A 19,541-nucleotide genomic window follows, 5' to 3' on the forward strand; every position below is an offset into this window, starting at 1 on the left:
TCAGCCGCGGCGGGACAGGGCGAACTTCTCCATCAGGTCGGCAGCCAGGGCAACACTGTCAGCTGGTTTGATCATCCGTGCGGCGAGTTGTTGTGCGCGCTCGGCATATTCGGGAGTGAGGATCGTGCGCAGGTCGGCCACCAACGTCTTCTCGGTGGTGGCGACAAAGCGTCGACCGGTGCCCACCTTGAGCTTCTTGAGCCGAGAGCCCCAGCACGCCTGATCGGGCAACATCCAGGTGATCAACGTGGGGCGTCCCGCGCGCAGGCCCGCGTTGGTGGTGCCGGCACCGCCGTGGTGGACGACCGCGCGGCAGGCCGGGAGGATCTCTGCGTAGTTCATCGCGCCGACGATCTTCACGTGGTCGTAGGTCGGGACACTGCTGAAGTCGGTCCACCCTGCGCCGACCAAGGCTCGTTCACCGAGTTGCGCGCAGGCCCCGGCGATCATCGCGATGGTGTCGGCAGCCGAGTCCACCGGCATGCTGCCGAAGCTGAAGAAGATCGGTGGCGTCCCGGCGTCTATCCATGATGCGATCTCGGCGTCTCCGGCGGCCGGCAGCTGCATCGTCAGCGCCCCGACGAACGGACGTTCGGGGATCTCCTGGTCATTCCACTGTGACCACTCGTCCGCCAGCCCGGGATAGCACACTTCGTCGTAGGCCTGGATTTCCATCGCGTGACCTTCGGCGATCCGCTGCGTCCAGTGGCCCGTTGCCTTCGGTAGGCCGAGGGCGGCGCGCTGGGCGTCGTCTTCGGTCTTGTGCCCGCGCCACGCTAGCCAGTCCAGCACGTTCATCGCCGCGCGGCACAACGCCGGCGGCAGGAACGGCATCTCAAAACCGTTGCTTCGCAACGGGAAAATCTGCAGCGTGGCAAGCGGAGTGCCGCAGTACTCGGCAACGTTGGAAGCGACGTCCTCGTAATTCATCCCGGTGAGCAACACGTCGGTCCCGTCAGCCAACGACAGGAGAGTCTTTTCTACCTGTCCTCGGTACTCCTCAAGGGGTGCCGAAAACTCTCTCAGCAGCTTGTTCAATTCCTGGAGTTTCCAGGGCTTGCTGAAGAACAGTTTCCAGTATTCGTGGTGCGGGTCGTCGGCGACGCTCAGGCTCGGCCCGAAGGCGACGGCCTGCGGGCCAGCGGACTCGGCGAATCCCACCATCTCCGGTGCGACAACGAGATGCACATCATGTCCGCGGCCAACCAGTTCCCGCCCGATCGCGGCGAACGGCTCCACTTCGCCGCGCGTACCCCAGTTCGCCAGTACGAATTTCATCGCGGGTCCTAGCCCTTGCCAACCCCGGTGGGTTGTTCGAGGTACCACGGATTGGCGCGCGCCCAGTCGATGGTGCGGCGGATCCCTTCCTCGACGTCGACCTTCAGATGCCAGCCCAGCTCCCGCTGCGCCTTGGTCGAGTCCGGGATACGACGGGGAATGTCTTCATACCGACCGCCGAAACGCTCTGTCGTGTCGACGGGCTCGGCGGACGACACCGAGTCGACACTGGCGAGCTTGATCGCCAGATCCACCGCGTCACGCATGCTCGTCTCGACCATGCTCCCGACGTTGAAGGCCTCACCGATCGCCGCATCACTATCGGCGGCGAGCAACGTGCCGGCGACCGCGTCGTCGACGTAGGTGAAGCAGCGGGTCTGGTCACCGGAGTCATAGAGCAGCGGCTGGTGGCCGTTGAGGATCCGGTGAACAGTCTGCGACACCACAAAGATCGGATTCTGGCGCGGGCCATACACATTGAAGTACCGGACCACCGTCACCGGCAGTCCGTGGGCGGCATGCATCGCAAAGACCAGATGTTCGGCCATGCCCTTGCTGGTGCTGTAGCTCCACCGCGCGGTCGTCGTCGAACCCAGCACCCGATCGTCGTCCTCGGCCCACGGCGGGTTGGGGTTCTTGCCGAACACCTCGGATGTGCTGGCGAACACCACGCGTATTCCGTTGCGCTGGCTCAGTTCCAGAACGTTGCGGGTCCCGATCACATTGACGTCGAGAACCCTCAGCGGGTCGTCCATGTAGTTCGTGACCCCCACGACCGCCGCCAGGTGAAACACCGTGTCGACACCGGGCGTCAAAGCTTGCTCGAGTGCCGCCAAATCGGTGACATCGCCTTGGACGAACCGGAAGTTGGGATGGCTGTCGAAATCGATGCTGCTATCACGGGTGTTCTTCGCGAAGTCGAAAATGGTGACGCTGTCGCCGCGTTCCAGCAGTGCCGTCACCAAGTGCGATCCGATGAAGCCGTAGCCGCCTGTTACGACGACATTGGACATAGTTGCTCTTTCGTTCTGCGTGCGGTTTGCAAAAAACTAGCAGCCGACTAGCGACCGATCCCCTTGTAGATGAATCCGGCCGCGCGGGCGGCTGCCGGGTCGAAGCTGTTGCGCCCATCAAGAAACACGCAGCCATCGGCCGCCAGGTCCGCAAGCCGGACCAAGGGAATCTGATGGAATTCCCGGTGCCCCGCAAGGACGACCAGTGCATCGGCATCCTTCACCGCGGACTCGATATCCGGGCTCAGCGGGATCTTCGTCACCGTGTGGGCTTCCTCGTCCGGCACCCACGGGTCATGAACGGACAGCTGGCAACCGGACTCTTCCAGCAGAGCGACGACGTACTTGGTGGGCGTGAGCCGGCAGTCACCGGTGTTGTTCTTGAACGCGATCCCCAGCACCGCGATCTTGCTGTTCTCGATCGCCTTGCCCTGATCCGCCAGCAGCTGGGTGAGCAAACCGTAGGTATAACTCGGCATCGTGTCGTTGACGGTCCTCGACGTCTTCGGCACGTGCAGATCCAGCCCCAACGTCTCGCCAAGGTGGTTGACGAACCACGGATCCTTCGTCAGGCAGTAGCCCCCGACGCCCATGCTCGGCGACAGGATATTCACGTTGTGGCTGCCCTTCGGCATCGAGTTCGCCGCGGCGATGACCTGAAGCACGTCCATATCGAGCCGGTCGCACACCTTGGCCAGTTCGTTGGCCATCGCGATATTGAGGTCGATCCAGAGGTTGTCGGCGAGCTTGACCATCTCGGCGGTCCGTGGGTCCTCGACGATGATGGACTCCAGCCCGAGCCCGTGGCGCCACAGCGTCGCGCAGCTGCGCGCGCTGCGCTCGTCGACCGCACCGACAACGACAGGAATGGACGTGAGCTCCCGGATCGCTTGCCCTTCGGCAAGACGCTCGGGGCAGAACGCCAACCCGAAATCGACCCCGGCCTTCAGGCCGGACGCCTCTTCCAGGATCGGCCGAACGAGAGTTTCGGTGGTATCCGGCGGCACGGTGCTCTTCAAGATGACGAGGTGGCCGGGGCGCAGGTACTCCCCGACGGCCTGCGCCGCTGCCTTGATGTCGTCGACGATCGGCTCGTAGTCCGGACCGAGCGGGGTGCCGACCGTGACGATGATGAAGTCGTTGTCGGCGATGACACTGAAGTCCGACGTAGCGCGGAGCCGGCCGACCTGGACGCTGTTGGCGACCAGCTCGCCGAGACCTGGCTCGGGCACGCTCGTCCTGCCCTGATTGATCTCGTCGACGATGTTCGGCCGCACGTCGATACCCGTCACGGGCCAGCCCCGGTCAGCCAGAACCGCACCGATCACGGTGCCGATATAGCCGAAGCCCACAACGGCGATCCCTGACCGCATGCCACGGACCAGCAGATCGATCTCGGCATCGCTTTGTCCGAACGCGCCTCTAGCCATTGCCGTTCCTAGCTCCTTCAACTTCCCCGTGCGGGAGTTACAACCGGGCCTCACGACCAGCGGGTCGCTCGGCAGCCTAATCGAATATTGACGGCATCGACCCGAAATTCGGCTGGCTCACAGAAGTGATCAGGCGCGGCTCGTCAGCCGTGCATATGCTTCCACCCGGTCAGCTGCAGCAACGACACTGTCGGCGCGTTGCGTCACCCGCGGGGCAATCTCGCGAGCCCGCGTCGCGTACGACGGGGCCAGAATCCGGCGCAGATCCTTGACCAGCGATTTCTCGGTGGTGGTCGAGAAGCGCCGGCCGGCGCCAACCTTGAGCCGTTTCAGTTGCGCGGCGAAGAACGGCTGGTCAGGCAGTGTCCAGAGCACCAACTGGGGGACCCCCGCCCGCAGGCACGCGGCCACGGTGCCCGAGCCGCCGTGATGCACGACCGCCCGGCACGACGGGAAGATCGTCGCGTAGTTCACCTGGCCGACCACGTTCACATGGTCGTGCCGCGGCACGTCGCTGTAATCGGTACCGCCGGCGCCCACGATCGCGCGCTCCCCTAACCGTGCGCACGCTGCGGCGATCATGCCGATCGTGTCGGCAGGCGATCCGATCGGGACGCTGCCGAACCCGAAGAAAATGGGCGGCGTTCCGTCGGCGATCCACGCCGCCACCTCGGCATCGGAATCCGTCGGCGACGCCATCGCCAACGCCCCGACGAACGGCCGCTGCTGCTCCCAACTCGCCCAGTCACCCGCCAAACCCGGAAAGACCAACGCGTCGTAGGCCTGGATTTCCAGCGAATTCCGGCTCGCGATACGACGCGGCGCGGAGCTGGTGGCCTTGGGCAGTCCCAATTCGCGGCGCTGCGCGTCCTCCCCCGCGCGAGTCCCACGCCACGCAGTCCATTCGTTGACCGCCATCGCCAGGCGGCTCAGCGGCGCCGGCAGCAACGGCAGGAGCTGCCCGTGCACCCGGTAGGGGAAGTAATGCAGGGTGACCAACGGAATGTCGAAGGCCTCCGCGACGTTCGCCGCGGGCTGCTCAAAAATCAGCCCGGTGAGCAGCAGGTCGGCCCCTTGGGCCACCGAGGCCAGTGTCCTGGTCATCTCCGCCCAGCACTCGTCGGCGAATTGCGCGGTTTCACTGGCCATCCGGTTGAGCTCTTTGAGCTTCCAGGGGGTGCGTCCGTACACGGTGAAATACCGCCACTGCAGCTCCAGGATGTCCTTGGAATCCAGCCCATAGGCCACCGCCGGGAGCCCGGCGGCCTCGGCGAAACCCACCAGATTGGGTGGGACAACCATGCGCACGTCGTGCCCTCTGCGCTGCAACTCGCAGCCGACAACCACGGCGGGCTCGATGTCGCCGCGACCGCCGTAGCTGGACAGCACAAGTTTCATTGCCGGTTCTGGCCTTTCCGTCGTCCTGCGTGCACTACGTCAGGAGCAACGGCCATTATTACCGCTTTTTTGACGACCGAGTCAGCGTTCGGCCATGACGTCGGCTCATCGTTGATACGATCCCGAATCGCCCAGACCAGGCCATTTTTGGGCCATCACGCTGAGGAGCTCGATTTTGGCTGACGGCGCAGTGACTGCGCGCGACGCGGAACGCATCGACTGGGACGTGATCGTGGTGGGCACCGGTATGGGCGGCGGGACGCTGGGTTACGCCTTGGCCTGCGCCGGGCGCCGAGTCCTGTTCGTCGAAAAGGGACGCTCGACGCTGCCTGGCGCACCGGGAACGATTCGTTCTGCGATGCCAGAACTGGCCGAGCCGATCGCCGCCAGATCCGCGGCGAGCTACTTCGACGCCTTGGCCCGTGGCGGACGCTCGACCGACGAAGTCGAAGACATCAGCGGCCGCCGCGCCAAACGCTTTGTGCCATTCATCGGCAGCGGAACCGGCGGATCCTCTGCGCTCTACGGCATGGTGTGCGAGCGATTTTTCGCTCGGGACTTCACTCCCCGGCAGAATTTCGCCGACCCGGGCGATTCGACCGTGCCGGAGGCCTGGCCGGTCACCTACGACGAGATGCGACCGTGGTACGCCGATGCCGAGAAGCTGCTGGGGGTCCGCGGCCAGCCCGATCCGCTGCGGCCCGAGGCGGCCGCCGTCAATCTGCCTGCTGCACCAGCATTTTCGGCCGACAACCAACCGTTGGTCGACTACCTGACCGGACGCGGGCTGCATCCCTATCACCTGCCGATGGCCTGTGACTACACCGCCGACTGCGCCACGTGTCAGACCTTCCTCTGCTCCCGGCCGTGCAAGAACGACGCCTCGCGAAACTGCGTGCTGCCCGCCGTCACTGACCACGGCGCCCAGCTGTTGACCGAAGCTCGGGTGGTGCACCTGGAAGCAGACCGCACCGGGGTGCGACAGGTGATCTGCGAGCACCCGTCCGGACAACTGACCTTGAAGGCGAAGGTGGTGGTGCTGGCCGCAGGCGCCCTGGCCACCCCCGTGCTGCTGCTCAATTCCCGGTCAGGCGACTGGCCACGCGGGCTGGCCAACGGCTCGGACATGGTGGGCCGCAACCTGATGCGCCATCTCCTCGACCCCGTCATGATCTGGCCGGAACCGGGCTCCAAGATCACCGGAGCCAACAAGGAGATCGGGCTCAACGATTTCTACTTCCATGAAGGCCAGAAGTACGGCACCGTGCAGTCGTTCGGCTCGATACCGCCGATGGAGTGGCTGACCAATCGCCCTGGCCCGCAAGCGAAAGCACTACGTGCCATGAGTCCCGCGGTGCGAAGGGTGTACGAGAAGTTCTTCACCGGCGGGCTGATCCTCGCCGCGATGATGGAAGACCTCCCCTACGCGGATAACCGAGTGCTGCTATCCGACCATCCCGGCGCCGACGGCCGTCAGCGGATGCGGATTCAATACCGTTTGCACACAGGAGAACTCGAACGCCACGCGGAGTTCCTGCGGCTGTTCAAAAATGTGCTGAAGCCGTTTCGCACCCGCGGCCTTGGCAGCGGGAAGGAAAACTCGAACGTGGGCCACGTCTGTGGTACCTGCCGATTTGGGACCGATCCCACCACCAGTGTGCTGGATGCTCAGAACCGCGCGCACGAAGTGGACAACCTCTACGTCGTGGACACCTCGTTCTTCCCATCCAGCGCCGGCCTGAATCCGAGTCTGACGGTTGCGGCCAACGCGTTGCGGGTGGCCGAACATCTAAACCAAGCGTTGTGAGACGTGAACCGCTCCAGACGTGTCCCTGCTCCCCAGCGCGGGCAAAAGTGCCTCGACTCAATGGGTCTGCCCCCCTACCAGGTAGGTGATCGTGCACCAGGCCGACAGCGTTAGCCGTCCCGAAGAGCGACAGGACCGAGGGCCGGAACGGAACAAATTCCGCCCGGACATCGAGGGTTTGCGCGCTGTCGCCGTAGTCGCCGTAGTCCTGTTCCATGCGGCGGTGCCCGGCCTGGGTGGCGGCTACGTCGGCGTCGACGTCTTCTTCGTCATCTCTGGCTTCTTGATCACCGGGCTGCTCTGGCGCGAGGTGAGCGGCACCGGCACCGTCAAGCTGCGGAGCTTCTACGGTGCGCGGGCGCGCCGGCTGCTGCCCGCCTCCGCCGCGGTCGGTGTCGTCACGATGATCGCCGCGACGTTCCTCTTACCGCCCCTGCAAGTGCCGACCGTTCTGTACGACGGCATATTGAGCGCGCTCTACGTGAGCAACTACCGATTCATGCTCGAAGGCGTCAACTATTTCAGCGCCGCCAATTACCTGACGCCATCGCCGTTTCTGCATTACTGGTCGCTGGGCGTCGAAGAACAGTTCTACCTGGTGTGGGCGCCCCTAATCCTCGGCGTGGCCTGGCTGATCCGATTGGTACGCCGGGCGCGGAAGAGTCGGCAATCCCCCGCCGCCCCGACACAACGCCCGTATTTGGTGACGCTCGCGGTGGTGGCCGTCGTGTCCTTCGGAATGTCGTTCGTCCTGACCACTGTCATGCCCGCCGCGGCGTTCTATTCGTTGCCCACCCGGGCCTGGCAACTCGCCGTTGGCGGTTTGGTTGCGCTCACAGCCGGCCAGTGGCGCCGCGTGCCGGCATTACCGGCCGGGATCGCAGGATGGACTGGGCTGGCAATGATCCTGGTGGCCTGCACCTGGTTCAGCCCGACCACCCCCTTCCCCGGCACCGCCGCAATCCTGCCCACCGTCGGTACCGCGCTTGTCATCGGCGCGGGTTGCGCTATACCCGCGCGGGGTTGCGGACGCCTGCTGGGCCTGCGGCCGGTGCGTGCCATCGGCCGCATCTCCTACTCGTGGTATCTGTGGCACTGGCCGGTACTGGTGCTGGCCCCGCTTCTGATGGGCCAGTCGCTTGGGCTGGTCGCCCGGCTGACCGCTGCGCTGTTGTCCGCCGGGCTGGCATGGCTCACATTGAAGTTCGTTGAAAACCCGCTGCGCTTCCGGCCGAAGATCCGCGACTCGGCGGGGCGCAGCCTCGGTCTGGGTGCGGTGGCCACCGCGATCGCGGTCTGTGCCGGCCTGGCGCTACTGCAGGTCGTACCAACCACCGTCGGACGCGGCGCACCCGCGGCGCCCCTGACCCTGATCGCAGCCCCGGTCCCCGCGGGTGCCGGCATCCACGCCTACGACACCGCGGTCCGGCAGGCAGTCGCCCAGGTTCAGGCAGGCCTCGCGGCCTCTGCCGATCTCAAGGCGGTCCCGTCGAATCTTGTTCCTCCGCTTGCGAATGCAGCGGGCGAAGACAAGAACGTGTACCTCGGTGGCTGTATGCGCGACTTTCTCGAAACCGGACAACCGGAATGCGCTTCGGGAGATACCGCCTCGGCCACCACGGTTGCCTTGATCGGTGATTCGCATGCAGCAATGTGGAATCCGGCGTTCCAGCAGCTCGCCGATGAGCGTCACTGGCGGCTCGAGACGCTGGCGAAGACTGGCTGCCCATTGCTGGACCTGCCGATCAGCAGTCCACTGCTTCACCGGGAGTACACCGAGTGCGAACAATGGCGTACCGAGATCATCAACCGGTTGCGCTCCGAGCACCCGCGACTGGTCGTGCTCAGCATGTGGCGGGGATACGGTTCGGCCGACTGGCCATCGGGATTCACATCGTACGACCAGGTGTGGCTCGACAGCCTGACCCGCATGGTGCACCAGCTCCGCGCCAGCGGTACGCAGGTCCTGGTGCTAGGGCCGATCCCCGATCCCCAGTCGGTGGTGCCGGTGTGCCTCTCGGCCCATTTGGACAACGCAACGGCCTGTGAGCCAAAGCGATCCAACGCGGTCAATCCAGCCGGTATCGCCGCGGAGGCCGCCGCCGTCAAGGCCGGCGGCGGGCAGTATGCCGACCTCACCGACTTGTTCTGCACAGCAGATCGCTGCCCTGTCATCGTCGACAACACCCTGGTGTACTTCGACTGGAACCATCTGACGCTCGAATACTCCCGAGCCCTGGGCCCGGTCGTTGGAGCCTTGGCCGATCGGGCGCTGGCTCAGAGCTGAGCGGGCGGCGAAGCGGCCGGGGGACTGCGTCGGGCGAGCCGCCCTTTGAGGGACATCGCGGGCTTCTCGACGAGGTACCAGCTCAGTGCCGCCAACGGCAGCGTGATGACGGCGGCGATGACCGCGAACACCGGCGGAGCCAGGAAGGCCAGCCCGCCGATGACCAGGAGCTGCTGAATCGGAAACGCGTAAATGTAGACGCCGTATGACAAGTCAGTCCGCAATCGCAAGCGCGGGTGGCGGATGAGAGCACCCGAAACGACGAGCGCATACGCCAGCGGGAAGGCAGCGATCCACCGGTAGTTGGGCAGCAGGCTGGCCGCCAGGACGATCGCCACGCTCAGCGTCACGAGTGACCAACGAGCGGGAATGACGTTGCGTACCTGGAACAACAGCGCACCGGCCAGGAACATCACCGCGAAACGGGCGGCCGCTCCTTCAGCGATCAGCAGCTGGGTCGCCGCGTCCATCGGTGGCCGCTTGGCGGGGGGTGCTTCGACGACGGCACTCATCGACGGCAGTTGGGTTGACCAGAGCACCGCCAGGGCGAGCAACCCCGGGATCACCCAACGACGACGAAGTAGTCCGGTGATGCCAAGAAGTGCAATAGCGATGTAGCACAGCACTTCCCAATACAGCGTCCAGAGCGAACCATCCCACTCCCCCGGCAGCGGGACCCCGAGCGGCGTTCCGGAGACATCGCTCTGCTTCATCATCAGTGCGAAATTGTTCAGGACGTAGTGGATGGGGCCGGGCGACAGCAGCAGCTTGCCGGGCGAGCCGCCGCCAATCGCCACGCCGATGGGCGCGATAACGAACGCGATGACGATCAGGCAGACCCAGAACGCCGGGAGGATGCGCAACCCTCGAGCGACGAAATAGTCACGCAGCCGCGGTCGTCGCACCCAGCTCCACGTGATGAGGAATCCGGAAATCGCGAAGAACCCGTCCACCCAGACGTCTCGAAGCAGTTGGTGGGCCGGCTCGAAAGAGATGGCGCGCCCGGTGATCAGCCAGGAATGCCACAAGATGACGCCCGTCGCCATCGCGAGTCGCCATGCGTTCAGCGCATTGTTCTGCGGGTCGAATACCTCGCCGAGGGAGCGTTTCCACCGGCGACTGACGCTCTCGTCTTCGCTATCGCCGACGACTTCCGGATGCGCGCTCATCGTTCAGCAAACACGACCGACGCGGACAAAGTCTTCCACGAGATCGGTGGCCGCAGCAGCACTTTCGGCAGGCGTCGTCACATGGTTCGCGAACTCGTCAGCCCGCCTGAGGTATTGCGGGGCCAGAATCTTGCGCAGGTCCGCGATCAGTGACTTCTCGGTCGTCTTGGCAAAGCGACGCCCGGTGCCCACCTTCAACCGCTTGAGCTGGCTGGTCCGCAACCACTGGTCAGGCAGCGTCCAGAGACCCACCTGCGGAACTCCCGACCGCAAGCACGCGGCGATCGTGCCGGCCCCGCTGTGGTGCACGACTGCGCGACAGAGCGGGAAGATCTCGGCGAAATTGACAAGGCCGACCAATTTGACGTGTTCGGGGTAGGCGATCGCGCTGAAATCAGAGGAGCCGGCGCCCACCACGGCCCGCTCGCCCAACTGCGAACAGACGGCGCTGATCATGGCGATCGTGTCAGCCGGTGAGCCGACCGGCACGCTGCCGAATCCGAAGAAGATCGGCGGCGTCCCCTTGGCGATCCACGACGCGACCTCGTCGTCGGAATCCGTCGGCGACTCCAGCGTCAGGGTGCCGACGAAGGGGCGCTGGCGACCCCATTTCGCCCACTCGGCGGCCAGCCCGGGAATGAACGCATCGTCGTAGGCCTGGATTTCCAAGGATCCACGGTCTGCGATGCGACCTGGCCAGGGCGTTGTTGCCTGCGGCAGCCCAAGCAAACGACGCTGCGTGTCCTCAACGTCCTTCACCACACCGCTCCAGGACATCCGCTGGTAGCCCGTCATCACTGCACGGCCCAACGGTGCCGGCAGCAGTGGCAGAACCTTCCCGTTGGCTCGCATCGGGAAGAAATCCACAGTGACGAGCGGGATGCCGTGATACTCCGCGACATTGGCCGCGAACTGCTCGAAACCGTTGCCGGCGATGATGACGTCGGCGCCTTCAGCGACCGACACCAGGGTCGAGAACGCTTCCTCGGTCCAGCACTGGGTGACGATCTCCCCGATGCCTTCTCCCAGCCTGGCCAGATCCTTCGATTTCCAGGGCATCTGAAAGAAGCACGTCCAGTAGTCGCGCTGAGCGTCCATCATGACCTGCGAGTCCGTCCCCCAGGCGACCGCAGAAAGACCCGCCGCCTCGGCAAAGCCGACCACATTTGGCGGGACGACGATGAGCACGTCGTGGCCCCGGCGCAGCAATTCACGGCCGATGACAACGCTGGGCTCAACATCGCCACGCACGCCGTGGCATGCCAGGACCACTTTCATCGCTGATCTAGCCTCTCAACCGCGTGCGGAGTGTGCACGTTCTTTCGAACACCGGCCAGTATCGCTGGTTTTTTGACGGCCAGGTAAGCGTTTGGCTAACTGGTAGCTCCCTTGCTGGTGGCCGACCAGATCGGTCAGCTCGGCTCCCGGATCGGAAGGCCGGCGGCCCGGTAGACCGCGTCGATGACGCTCATGTTCTCGACCGCGTCCTGCGGCGACGTCCGCACCGGCTCGCCGCGCAGCACTGCACCGGCGAACGCTTCCAGCTGGAAGGAATAGGTGGTGCGACGGGAGAAACGCTCGGTCCTTCTCCCGTTGGCCGACCGGACCGAGAGCACCGGGAACACGTTGGGTGCCGCAGGACTGAGCCACCGCAGCTCGCCGTCATCACCGACGATTTTGGCGCTCGCCCGAAACAGATTCCCCGACCACAGCGCGCAGCGCAGCCGGCCGGTGTGGCCATTGGCATACTGCAACTCGGCCGTCATTGCCCGGTCCACTTGGGGCTTCTGCAGCTTCGCCTGTGCCGAAACAACTTCCGGGGTGGAGCCACCGAACGTGCGGGCCATGTTCGTCACGTAGCTGCCCGCATCCATCATCGCCCCGCCGGCCATGGCGTAGTTGTAGCAATTGGCCTTGAAGGTCGGCAGCAATACGCACAGGGTGACGTCCACGCGCCGAAGGGTGCCGAGCTCGCCGGAGGCGATGATCTGCTCGACGCGCCGCGTCAGCGGATGGTGGCGGAACTGAATCGCCTCCATCACCACACGGTCCGACGTGGCATCCAGGTCGGCGATTTCCTGAGCCTCGGCGGCATTGGCTGTGAACGGCTTCTCGACCAGCACATGCTTGCCCGCCGCCAATGCCAACTTTGTCCATTTACCGTGCATGCTGGTCGGCACCAAGACGTAGATGGCATCGAGGTCCGGATCGTCGATCAGCGCCTCATACGTACCGTAAGCCTTGGGTATGCCGTACTTGGCCGCGAATTCGTCGGCACTGGGCTGATCACGTGATGCCACCGCCGCGACCACGACATCGTCGTTGTCCTTAGCCGGGTTGATCATCGTCGTCGGCGCGAAGCTCGAAGCTCCCAAGATGCCGATACGTACCCGCCCAGCGCTGTCTGGCATTGCTCTTCTCTCCTCCGTCAAACCACCGCGGCGATACTAGAAGACGGCCAACTGAAAATTTCAACAATTGACATAACCGTCAGCAAGCTCACTCAACTCGGCTCCCGCAGGGGAAGGCCGGCGGCGCGGTAGACCGAGTCGATGACGGTCATGGTCTCGATCGCGTCCTCGGGTGTCGTCTTGACCGGCTCGCCCCGCAGCACCGCCGCGGCGAACGCATCCAGCTGATAGGCATAGGTGGCACGTCGCGGGAAGCGCTCGACCCGCTTCTTGCCGCCGGATCGCACGGAGAACCGATGAAAAATGTGCGGCAACAACGGATTGATCACATACAACTCACCGCGGTCACCGGTCACCCGCAGGCTTATCCTCAGCAGATCCGCCGACCACATCGAACAACGAAGCCGGCCGGTGTGTCCGGCCGGAAAACGCAGCTCGGCCGTCATCGCCCGGTCCACCGTGCTGTCACGCAACTTCGCTTGTGCAGAAACAACTTCCGGCGTCGAGCCACCGAACGTGCGCAGCATGTGCACCGCATAGCATCCGGCGTCCATAGTGGCTCCGCCGGCGAGGGAATAGTTGTAGCGGATGTCGGAGAACTTGGGCAACGGGAAACAGAAGGCGACGTCCACCCGCTGCAGGGTGCCCAGCTCTCCTGAGGCGATGATCTCCTCCGCCCGTAAGGCAAAGGGGTGGTAGCGGTAGTGAAATGCCTCCATCACCACCCGGTCTGACGCGGCGGCCAGCTCGGCGATCTCACGGGCCTCGGCGGCATTGGCGGTGAACGGCTTCTCGCACAGCACGTGCTTGCCTGCCTCGATCGCAGCGCGAGTCCACTTGCCATGCAAGCCATTTGGTAGCGGGTTGTACACCGCATCCACATCCGGGTCGGCTATCAGCGCCTCGTAGCTGTCGTGTACCCGTGCGATGTCATGCTTGGCCGCGAAAGCCCGGGCGCGCGACGCATCCCGCGCCGCCACCGCGGCCACCACAACCTCAGCGTTCTCCTTCGCCGGATTGATCAGCGCCGCCGGCGCTATTTGGGCTGCCCCCAGGACGCCGATCCGTACCGGCCCCCGGCCGTCAGTCATGCGCGCGATGCTAACACCCGGCCCGCAGCCCAGGACGCCGAAGAGTCTGCACGCTCCCCAGCGCAACAGTTCGTCGCGACCATTACGGATCGAGGCCAGCACATTGTCGCTTACACTCTGGCCGTGTTTCCCGCTGGAGCGTTGCGCCGCCTAACGGCCCGGCGTCGCGCGAGCAGAACCACACCCGACGAGAAACCCCCGACGCGAATCGTGGTGGTCTCCAACGTAAGCAGTTTCGGTGGCGGCGGCGTAGTCGATTTCCGCGACATCCTCTCCGCAATCCGCCGAAAGCGACCGGACGTTCACCTCGTCGCGGTCCTCCCACAAAAAGGAGATGTATCGCAGCGGTGCGCGGATGACGGTATTGAAACGAAGATCGCCTGGACGCCGTGGTGGGGTTTCGGAAAATGGTCGCGGTTCCGATTCGTCGATCCGCACGTGGTGATCGGCTGGCTTCCCTACACCGTGATACTTCTGCCCGGCATCGTGCAGGCACTGGTGTACTTCACCCGACAACGTCCGACGATGGTCTTGACCAATACGATGACAATCCCGTCGCACGCCATCGCCGCCAAGATCCTCGGCATCCCGCACCACTGGATCATCCGCGAGTTCGGGAGGGACGACCATCAACTCTGGTTCCTGTTCGGCTACCGCAGAACCGTGCGCCTGGTCGGGTGGCTGTCGGAGTCGGTGATCTGCAACTCGCACGCAGTCGAGCAAGCCATGCTCGATCTGGACCCGACGATGCCGGCGGACGTGATCTACCCCGTCGTCGACAGCGCAATGGGCACGCCGCCGGAGCGGCAGCCGGGCGAGCAGTTGCGGGCCGTCCTGGTCGGCTATTTCTCCGAGGCCAAGGGGCAGAGTCTGGCGATCGAGGCCATCGCCATCGCCCGAAGTGCGGGCATCGATGTCGAACTGACACTGGTAGGTGCCGGAAGCAACCAGCCACTTCGCCGCCTTGCCCAACGATTGGGCGTCGATGATCTGGTGACCATTCACGGACCGACCCGCGACGTCCCGCGCTACTGGTCAGCCGCCCACGTCGGGCTGATGTGCAGCCAATGTGAAGCGTTCGGCCGCGTCACCGTCGAGGCCATGAGGGCTGGCCTCCCCGTCTGCGGGACCAATTCTGGTGGCACCCCGGAGATCATCGAACCGGGGGTCGCCGGACTATTGAGCCCGACCGGAGACGCCAAAGCCCTCGCCACCAACCTGATGACACTCGAAGCGGACGAAGGCCTGCGCCGTCGCCTCGCCAATGGCGCACAGAAGTCTTCTCAGCGTTTCCAACGCGACCGCCACGACGACGAACTCGCCACCTTTCTCGGCCTGCGTTGATAGCATCCCGAATCGCCCAGAACGGGCCGGCATTGGGCCATAGCACCGAGGAGCCAGATAGTGCCTGAGGGTGAATTGACTGGGCGCGAGGCCGAACGTGTCGAGTGGGATGTCATCGTCGTGGGCGCCGGTATGGGCGGCGGCATGCTCGGCCACCGGCTGGCACGCGCGGGCCGCCGAGTGCTCTTCGTCGAAAAGGGCCGCTCCACACTGCCCGGCACCCCGGGCACGATTCGCGCGGCGATGCCCGAAATGGCCGAGCCACAGGCGTCCCGGTCGAAGAAGACCTACTACGACACCCTGGCCCGGGCAGGACGTAGCAACGACGAAATCACCGATATCAGTGGACGATTCCCGAGAAAGTTCGTGCCGTACATCGGCGCCGGTCCCGGCGGATCGTCGGCGCTCTACGGCATGGTCTGCGAACGGTTCTTCGTCGACGACTTCGCGCCTCGCCAATTCTTCACCGATCCCGGCGAATCCACCGTCCCCGAGTCGTGGCCGATCTCCTACGAACAGCTGGCGCCCTGGTACGCGGAGGCCGAGAAGCTTCTCGGGGTGCGCGGCCAGCCGGATCCTCTGCGGCCGGAGTCGGCCGATGTCGGGCTGCCAGCCGCACCACCGTTTTCCGCCGACAATCAGCCGTTGGTGAACTATCTGGCGGGGCGCGGCCTGCATCCCTATCACTTGCCGATGGCGTGTGATTACACCGACGACTGCGCGACCTGCCAGGCGTACCTCTGCCCCAAGGGGTGCAAGAACGACGGCGCCCGCGCCGGTGTGCTGCCCGCCGTCACCGAATACGGCGCTGAGCTACTCGCCGAATGCCGAGTCTTACGACTCGAGTCAGACCGCACCGGCGTGCGACAGGTGATCTGTCAGCGCCGCAACGACATGCTCACGCTGAAAGGCAAAGTGGTGGTGCTTGCCGCCGGAGCGCTGGCCACCCCGGTGCTGTTGCTCAATTCCCGGTCCGGGGATTGGTCGCGTGGACTGGCCAACGGCTCAGATATGGTGGGCCGCAATCTCATGCGCCACGTCATGGACTGGATCGAGATCTGGCCACAACGCGGCAGCAAGATCACCGCCGAGAACAAGGAAATCGGGCTCAACGACTTCTATTTCATCGATGGCCAGAAGTACGGCACGGTGCAGTCGGCCAGCTCGATGGCCTCGTTGGCACCGCTCGACATGATGATGAACCAGCCGGGTCTGGTCTCAAAGGCGTTGCGGTGGTCGAGCCCTATCGCGCGGCCGATCTACGACAGGGTGATCAGTGGCGGACTCGTCCTGGCCGCGATCATGGAAGACCTGCCGTACTCGGACAACCGGGTACTGCCGAGCGATCGGCCCAGTGTCGACGGACGCCAGCGGCTGCGGCTTCAATACCGCTTACATCCCAACGAGATCGAGCGGCGGGAGGTGTTCTTGAGCGCGCTCAACGAGGTGTTGAAGCCGTTCCGCACCCTCACTCTGCGCACCGGTGAGAACAACGGAACCCTGGGCCACGTCTGCGGCACGGTCCGCTTCGGCACCGATCCCGCGACCAGCGTGCTGGACCCGCAGAACCGCGCACACGAGGTGGACAACCTGTATGTGGTGGACGCGTCGTTCTTCCCGTCCAGTAGCGGCATCAACCCGAGCCTGACCGTCGCAGCCAATGCGTTGCGGGTCGCCGAACACATCAACGAAGCGCACTTCGCCAACTGACATAGCATCGCCACGTGGATCTGTTCGTGCGCGACTCCGGGCCGGTCGACGCGCCCGCCATCGTGTTCCTGCACGGCGGCATCATGAGCGGGTGGACCTGGGAGCCGGTGGTCGCACGGATGCGGCACTACCGCTGCCTGGTCCCGGATCTGCCCCAGTACGGCAGAAGCTTTGATCAGGGCCCCTTCGAGATGAGCCGGGCCGCCGGCGCGATCGCAGACCTCATCCGCACCCGAGTCGACGGCGGACGGGCGCACCTGGTCGGCTACTCACTCGGGGCCCAGGTCGGCGTCGAACTCCTGGCTTCTGAGCCGTATCTCGTCGACCGCGCGGTGTTGAGCAGCACCTTGATCAACACGCTGCCCGCGGTCCAGCTCACGCGCCGCCTGGCGGGTGTGTTCGCCCGCACCGCCGCATTCCGATGGCTACTGATGAACCGCTACTGGGATGCCGGCCACGCGGTGCAGAACGCGGATTACGACGAGGATGCGCGCCTGAATTCGGGAGCGCAATTCGCCCACATCGCCGAGGCTTCGGCAGGTTTCAGCCTTCCCCGGACGCTCGACAAAGCAGACGTACCAACACTGTTCGTCACCGGTACCAACGAGTTGCGAGCAATCCGCCATTGGGCGGCACTGCTCTCACAGTCGATGCCCAATGGCGTCGACCGACTCGCGGTCGGCATGAGTCATGACTGGCCGATGCACAATCCAGGCCTCTTCGCCCGCACCGCCGACGCCTGGCTGTCTGGCAGCACGCTGCCTGCCGAGTTGGTGGCTAGGCCGGTTCGCGGACGGGAAGGCCGGCGGCGCGATAGATCGCATCGATGACGGTCATGTTCTCGACCGCGTCCGCCACCGACGTCCTCACCGGCTCGCCACGCAGCACCGCCGCGGCGAACGCATCCAGTTGATACGCGTAGGTTGCCCGCAACGGAAACTTCTCGTCGCGTTTGCCGTCGGCGGATCGAACCGAGAACCGCTGGAACGGCTGCAGCGGATGCAGCCTCAGCTCGCCGCGGTCACCGACCACTTTGGTGCTGTAGTGCGGTGGCTCGGCGGACCACATCGAACAGTGCAGCCGGCCGGTGTGCCCGCCGGCGAACCGCAACTCGGCCGTCATCACCCGGTCAATCTGCGGGCCGCGCAGTTTTGCCTGTGCGGAAACAACTTCCGGGGTCGAACCGCCATATGTGCGAACTGTGTCAACGATGTAGGACCCGAGATCCATCGTCGCCCCGCCGCCGAGCGGATAGCTGTAGCGGGAACCCGAGAAGTCGCGCAGCCAATAGCAATTGACCGCCTCGACCCGCTGAATCGTTCCCAGCTCTCCTGAGGCGAGGATCTGTTCGATCCGCACCGACGCAGGGTGATAGCGGTGATGGAGACCCTCCATCACCACGCGACCCGAGCCAGCCGCGAGGTCGGCGATCTCCCGGGCCTCGGCAGCATTGGCGGCGAGCGGCTTCTCCACCAGCACATGCTTGCCCGCTTCGAGCGCGGCTCGAATCCATTTGCCATGCAGGGCATTTGGCAAGGGGATGTATACCGCGTCAACGCCGGTATCCGCGATCAGCGCTTCATAGCCGTCGTGCACCCGGGGGATGCCGTATTTGGCGGCGTAGGCGCGACCGCGCACCACATCGCGCGCGGCCACCGCGGCAACCTCGACCTCAGCGTTGTCCTTTGCCGGCTTGATCACCGCCGTTGGCGTGACACCGGCCGCCCCGAGAACTCCGATCCGTACCAAACCGTCAGGCATGCGCTACTTGCGCCACAGCACGCCCGTGCCGTCGATATCGACGATTTCGGCGGTGATCCCATGCTTTTCGCGGTAATCGGTGACGGCCTTCTCGCACGCCTTCACGGCCAGATAGTCGTCGACGACGCAGAAGCCCCCGGGCGACAGTCGCGGGTACAGCGCGTCCAGGGCCTGAATCGTGGATTCGTAGAGGTCACCATCGAGCCGCAACACCGAGATCGCATCGATCGGGGCATCGTGCAGCGTGTCCTTGAACCAACCTGGCAGGAAACGGACTTGGTCGTCCAGCAGGCCGTAACGTTCGAAATTCTTCTTGACGTCGGCCTCCGACACCCCCAGGATGCCCGAAACTATTTCTGCGTGAATCCCTTTGTCTGCCTTGTAGTTCTCGGTGTCAGAGCGCGGGACCCCCTGGAAGGAATCGCACAGCCACACGTTGCGCGTGGTGTCGCCGTAGGCCGCCAATACCGCCCGCATCAAGATGCACGCGCCGCCACGCCACACGCCCGTCTCGACGAGGTCGCCGGGGACATCGTCAGCCAGCACCGTCTCCACGCACTCCTGCAGACTGGTGAGCCGCTTCATGCCGATCATCGTCTCGGCCTCGGCCGGCCAGTCCAGGCCCGCTTCGCGCAGGTTTTGATCACGCACGCCCGCGCCCCGAAGTTTGGGACCGAAGGTATTGGCCACCTTGAGCAGGACACGTCGCCGCAACGGCCAGTCCGAGGGCATCCGCTCATGCATCCCGAACCTGGTCAGGTTGCGCCGGAGCAGGTCGAGGTACAGCGAACGAACGTCGTAATCGGTGATGGTCAAAATGGCCCTATCTCGCATGCCAGCAT

General features: G+C 64.7%; 15 protein-coding genes. 5 read left to right on the plus strand and 10 right to left on the minus strand.

Going from position 1 to position 19,541, the window contains the following annotated elements; genetic code table 11:
* The 4 genes from SLQ31_RS28315 to SLQ31_RS28330 all read right to left on the minus strand — a co-directional run bounded on the left by SLQ31_RS28315 (position 1) and on the right by SLQ31_RS28330 (position 5,119).
* Positions 1–1,278 (minus strand): glycosyltransferase, encoded by a 1,278-nt coding sequence (locus SLQ31_RS28315; protein WP_319437512.1) that lies wholly within the window; start codon positions 1,276–1,278, stop codon positions 1–3.
* Between the two features lie 8 nt (positions 1,279–1,286).
* Complete coding sequence (locus SLQ31_RS28320; protein WP_319437513.1) at positions 1,287–2,291, minus strand: NAD-dependent epimerase/dehydratase family protein; 1,005 nt, start codon at positions 2,289–2,291, stop codon at positions 1,287–1,289.
* A gap of 47 nt (positions 2,292–2,338) precedes the next feature.
* A complete protein-coding gene (locus SLQ31_RS28325) occupies positions 2,339–3,721 on the minus strand; it encodes a nucleotide sugar dehydrogenase (RefSeq protein ID WP_319437514.1) in 1,383 nt (460 codons plus the stop codon).
* A 129-nt stretch (positions 3,722–3,850) separates the two neighbouring features.
* Positions 3,851–5,119 carry a glycosyltransferase gene (locus tag SLQ31_RS28330; protein ID WP_319437515.1) on the minus strand — a complete coding sequence of 423 codons (1,269 nt, stop codon included), beginning with the start codon at positions 5,117–5,119 and terminating at the stop codon, positions 3,851–3,853.
* Between the two features lie 190 nt (positions 5,120–5,309).
* Between SLQ31_RS28330 and SLQ31_RS28335 the strand changes: the two genes are divergently transcribed.
* Both SLQ31_RS28335 and SLQ31_RS28340 read left to right on the plus strand, forming a co-directional pair.
* Entirely contained in the window at positions 5,310–6,926 is a 1,617-nt protein-coding gene (locus SLQ31_RS28335) for a GMC family oxidoreductase (protein WP_319437516.1), read from the plus strand.
* Between the two features lie 85 nt (positions 6,927–7,011).
* Positions 7,012–9,213, plus strand: a complete 2,202-nt coding sequence (locus SLQ31_RS28340) for an SGNH hydrolase domain-containing protein (RefSeq protein ID WP_413643221.1) — start codon at positions 7,012–7,014, stop codon at positions 9,211–9,213.
* Here the strand turns inward: SLQ31_RS28340 and SLQ31_RS28345 are convergent.
* From SLQ31_RS28345 to SLQ31_RS28360, 4 genes are all read right to left on the minus strand, one after another.
* Complete coding sequence (locus tag SLQ31_RS28345; RefSeq protein ID WP_413643232.1) at positions 9,204–10,259, minus strand: acyltransferase family protein; 1,056 nt, start codon at positions 10,257–10,259, stop codon at positions 9,204–9,206. The genes SLQ31_RS28340 and SLQ31_RS28345 overlap by 10 nt on opposite strands.
* Before the next feature lie 126 nt (positions 10,260–10,385).
* Positions 10,386–11,660, minus strand: coding sequence for a glycosyltransferase (locus SLQ31_RS28350; RefSeq protein ID WP_319437519.1), 1,275 nt, complete (start codon positions 11,658–11,660; stop codon positions 10,386–10,388).
* Positions 11,661–11,794: 134 nt separating this feature from the next.
* Positions 11,795–12,793, minus strand: coding sequence for a Gfo/Idh/MocA family oxidoreductase (locus tag SLQ31_RS28355; RefSeq protein ID WP_319437520.1), 999 nt, complete (start codon positions 12,791–12,793; stop codon positions 11,795–11,797).
* Between the two features lie 92 nt (positions 12,794–12,885).
* Positions 12,886–13,884 (minus strand): Gfo/Idh/MocA family oxidoreductase, encoded by a 999-nt coding sequence (locus SLQ31_RS28360; RefSeq protein ID WP_319437521.1) that lies wholly within the window; start codon positions 13,882–13,884, stop codon positions 12,886–12,888.
* 123 nt (positions 13,885–14,007) lie between these two features.
* Here SLQ31_RS28360 and SLQ31_RS28365 point away from each other — a divergent pair, with 123 nt between their 5' ends.
* The 3 genes from SLQ31_RS28365 to SLQ31_RS28375 are packed head-to-tail and all read left to right on the plus strand — an operon-like array spanning position 14,008 to position 17,768.
* Positions 14,008–15,228, plus strand: coding sequence for a glycosyltransferase family 4 protein (locus tag SLQ31_RS28365; protein ID WP_319437522.1), 1,221 nt, complete (start codon positions 14,008–14,010; stop codon positions 15,226–15,228).
* A gap of 60 nt (positions 15,229–15,288) precedes the next feature.
* Positions 15,289–16,938, plus strand: a complete 1,650-nt coding sequence (locus tag SLQ31_RS28370; RefSeq protein ID WP_319437523.1) for a GMC family oxidoreductase — start codon at positions 15,289–15,291, stop codon at positions 16,936–16,938.
* Positions 16,939–16,952: 14 nt separating this feature from the next.
* Positions 16,953–17,768 (plus strand): alpha/beta hydrolase, encoded by an 816-nt coding sequence (locus SLQ31_RS28375; RefSeq protein ID WP_319437524.1) that lies wholly within the window; start codon positions 16,953–16,955, stop codon positions 17,766–17,768.
* On the opposite strand, the gene SLQ31_RS28380 is transcribed toward SLQ31_RS28375, so the two are convergent.
* Both SLQ31_RS28380 and SLQ31_RS28385 read right to left on the minus strand, forming a co-directional pair.
* Positions 17,716–18,699 carry a Gfo/Idh/MocA family oxidoreductase gene (locus SLQ31_RS28380; RefSeq protein WP_319437525.1) on the minus strand — a complete coding sequence of 328 codons (984 nt, stop codon included), beginning with the start codon at positions 18,697–18,699 and terminating at the stop codon, positions 17,716–17,718. The genes SLQ31_RS28375 and SLQ31_RS28380 overlap by 53 nt on opposite strands.
* Positions 18,700–18,702: 3 nt before the next feature.
* Positions 18,703–19,533, minus strand: a complete 831-nt coding sequence (locus SLQ31_RS28385; RefSeq protein WP_413643225.1) for a TylF/MycF/NovP-related O-methyltransferase — start codon at positions 19,531–19,533, stop codon at positions 18,703–18,705.
* Between the last annotated feature and the right edge of the window lie 8 nt (positions 19,534–19,541).

Source organism: Mycobacterium sp. RTGN5, from assembly GCF_033804465.1.
Classification (GTDB): domain Bacteria; phylum Actinomycetota; class Actinomycetes; order Mycobacteriales; family Mycobacteriaceae; genus Mycobacterium.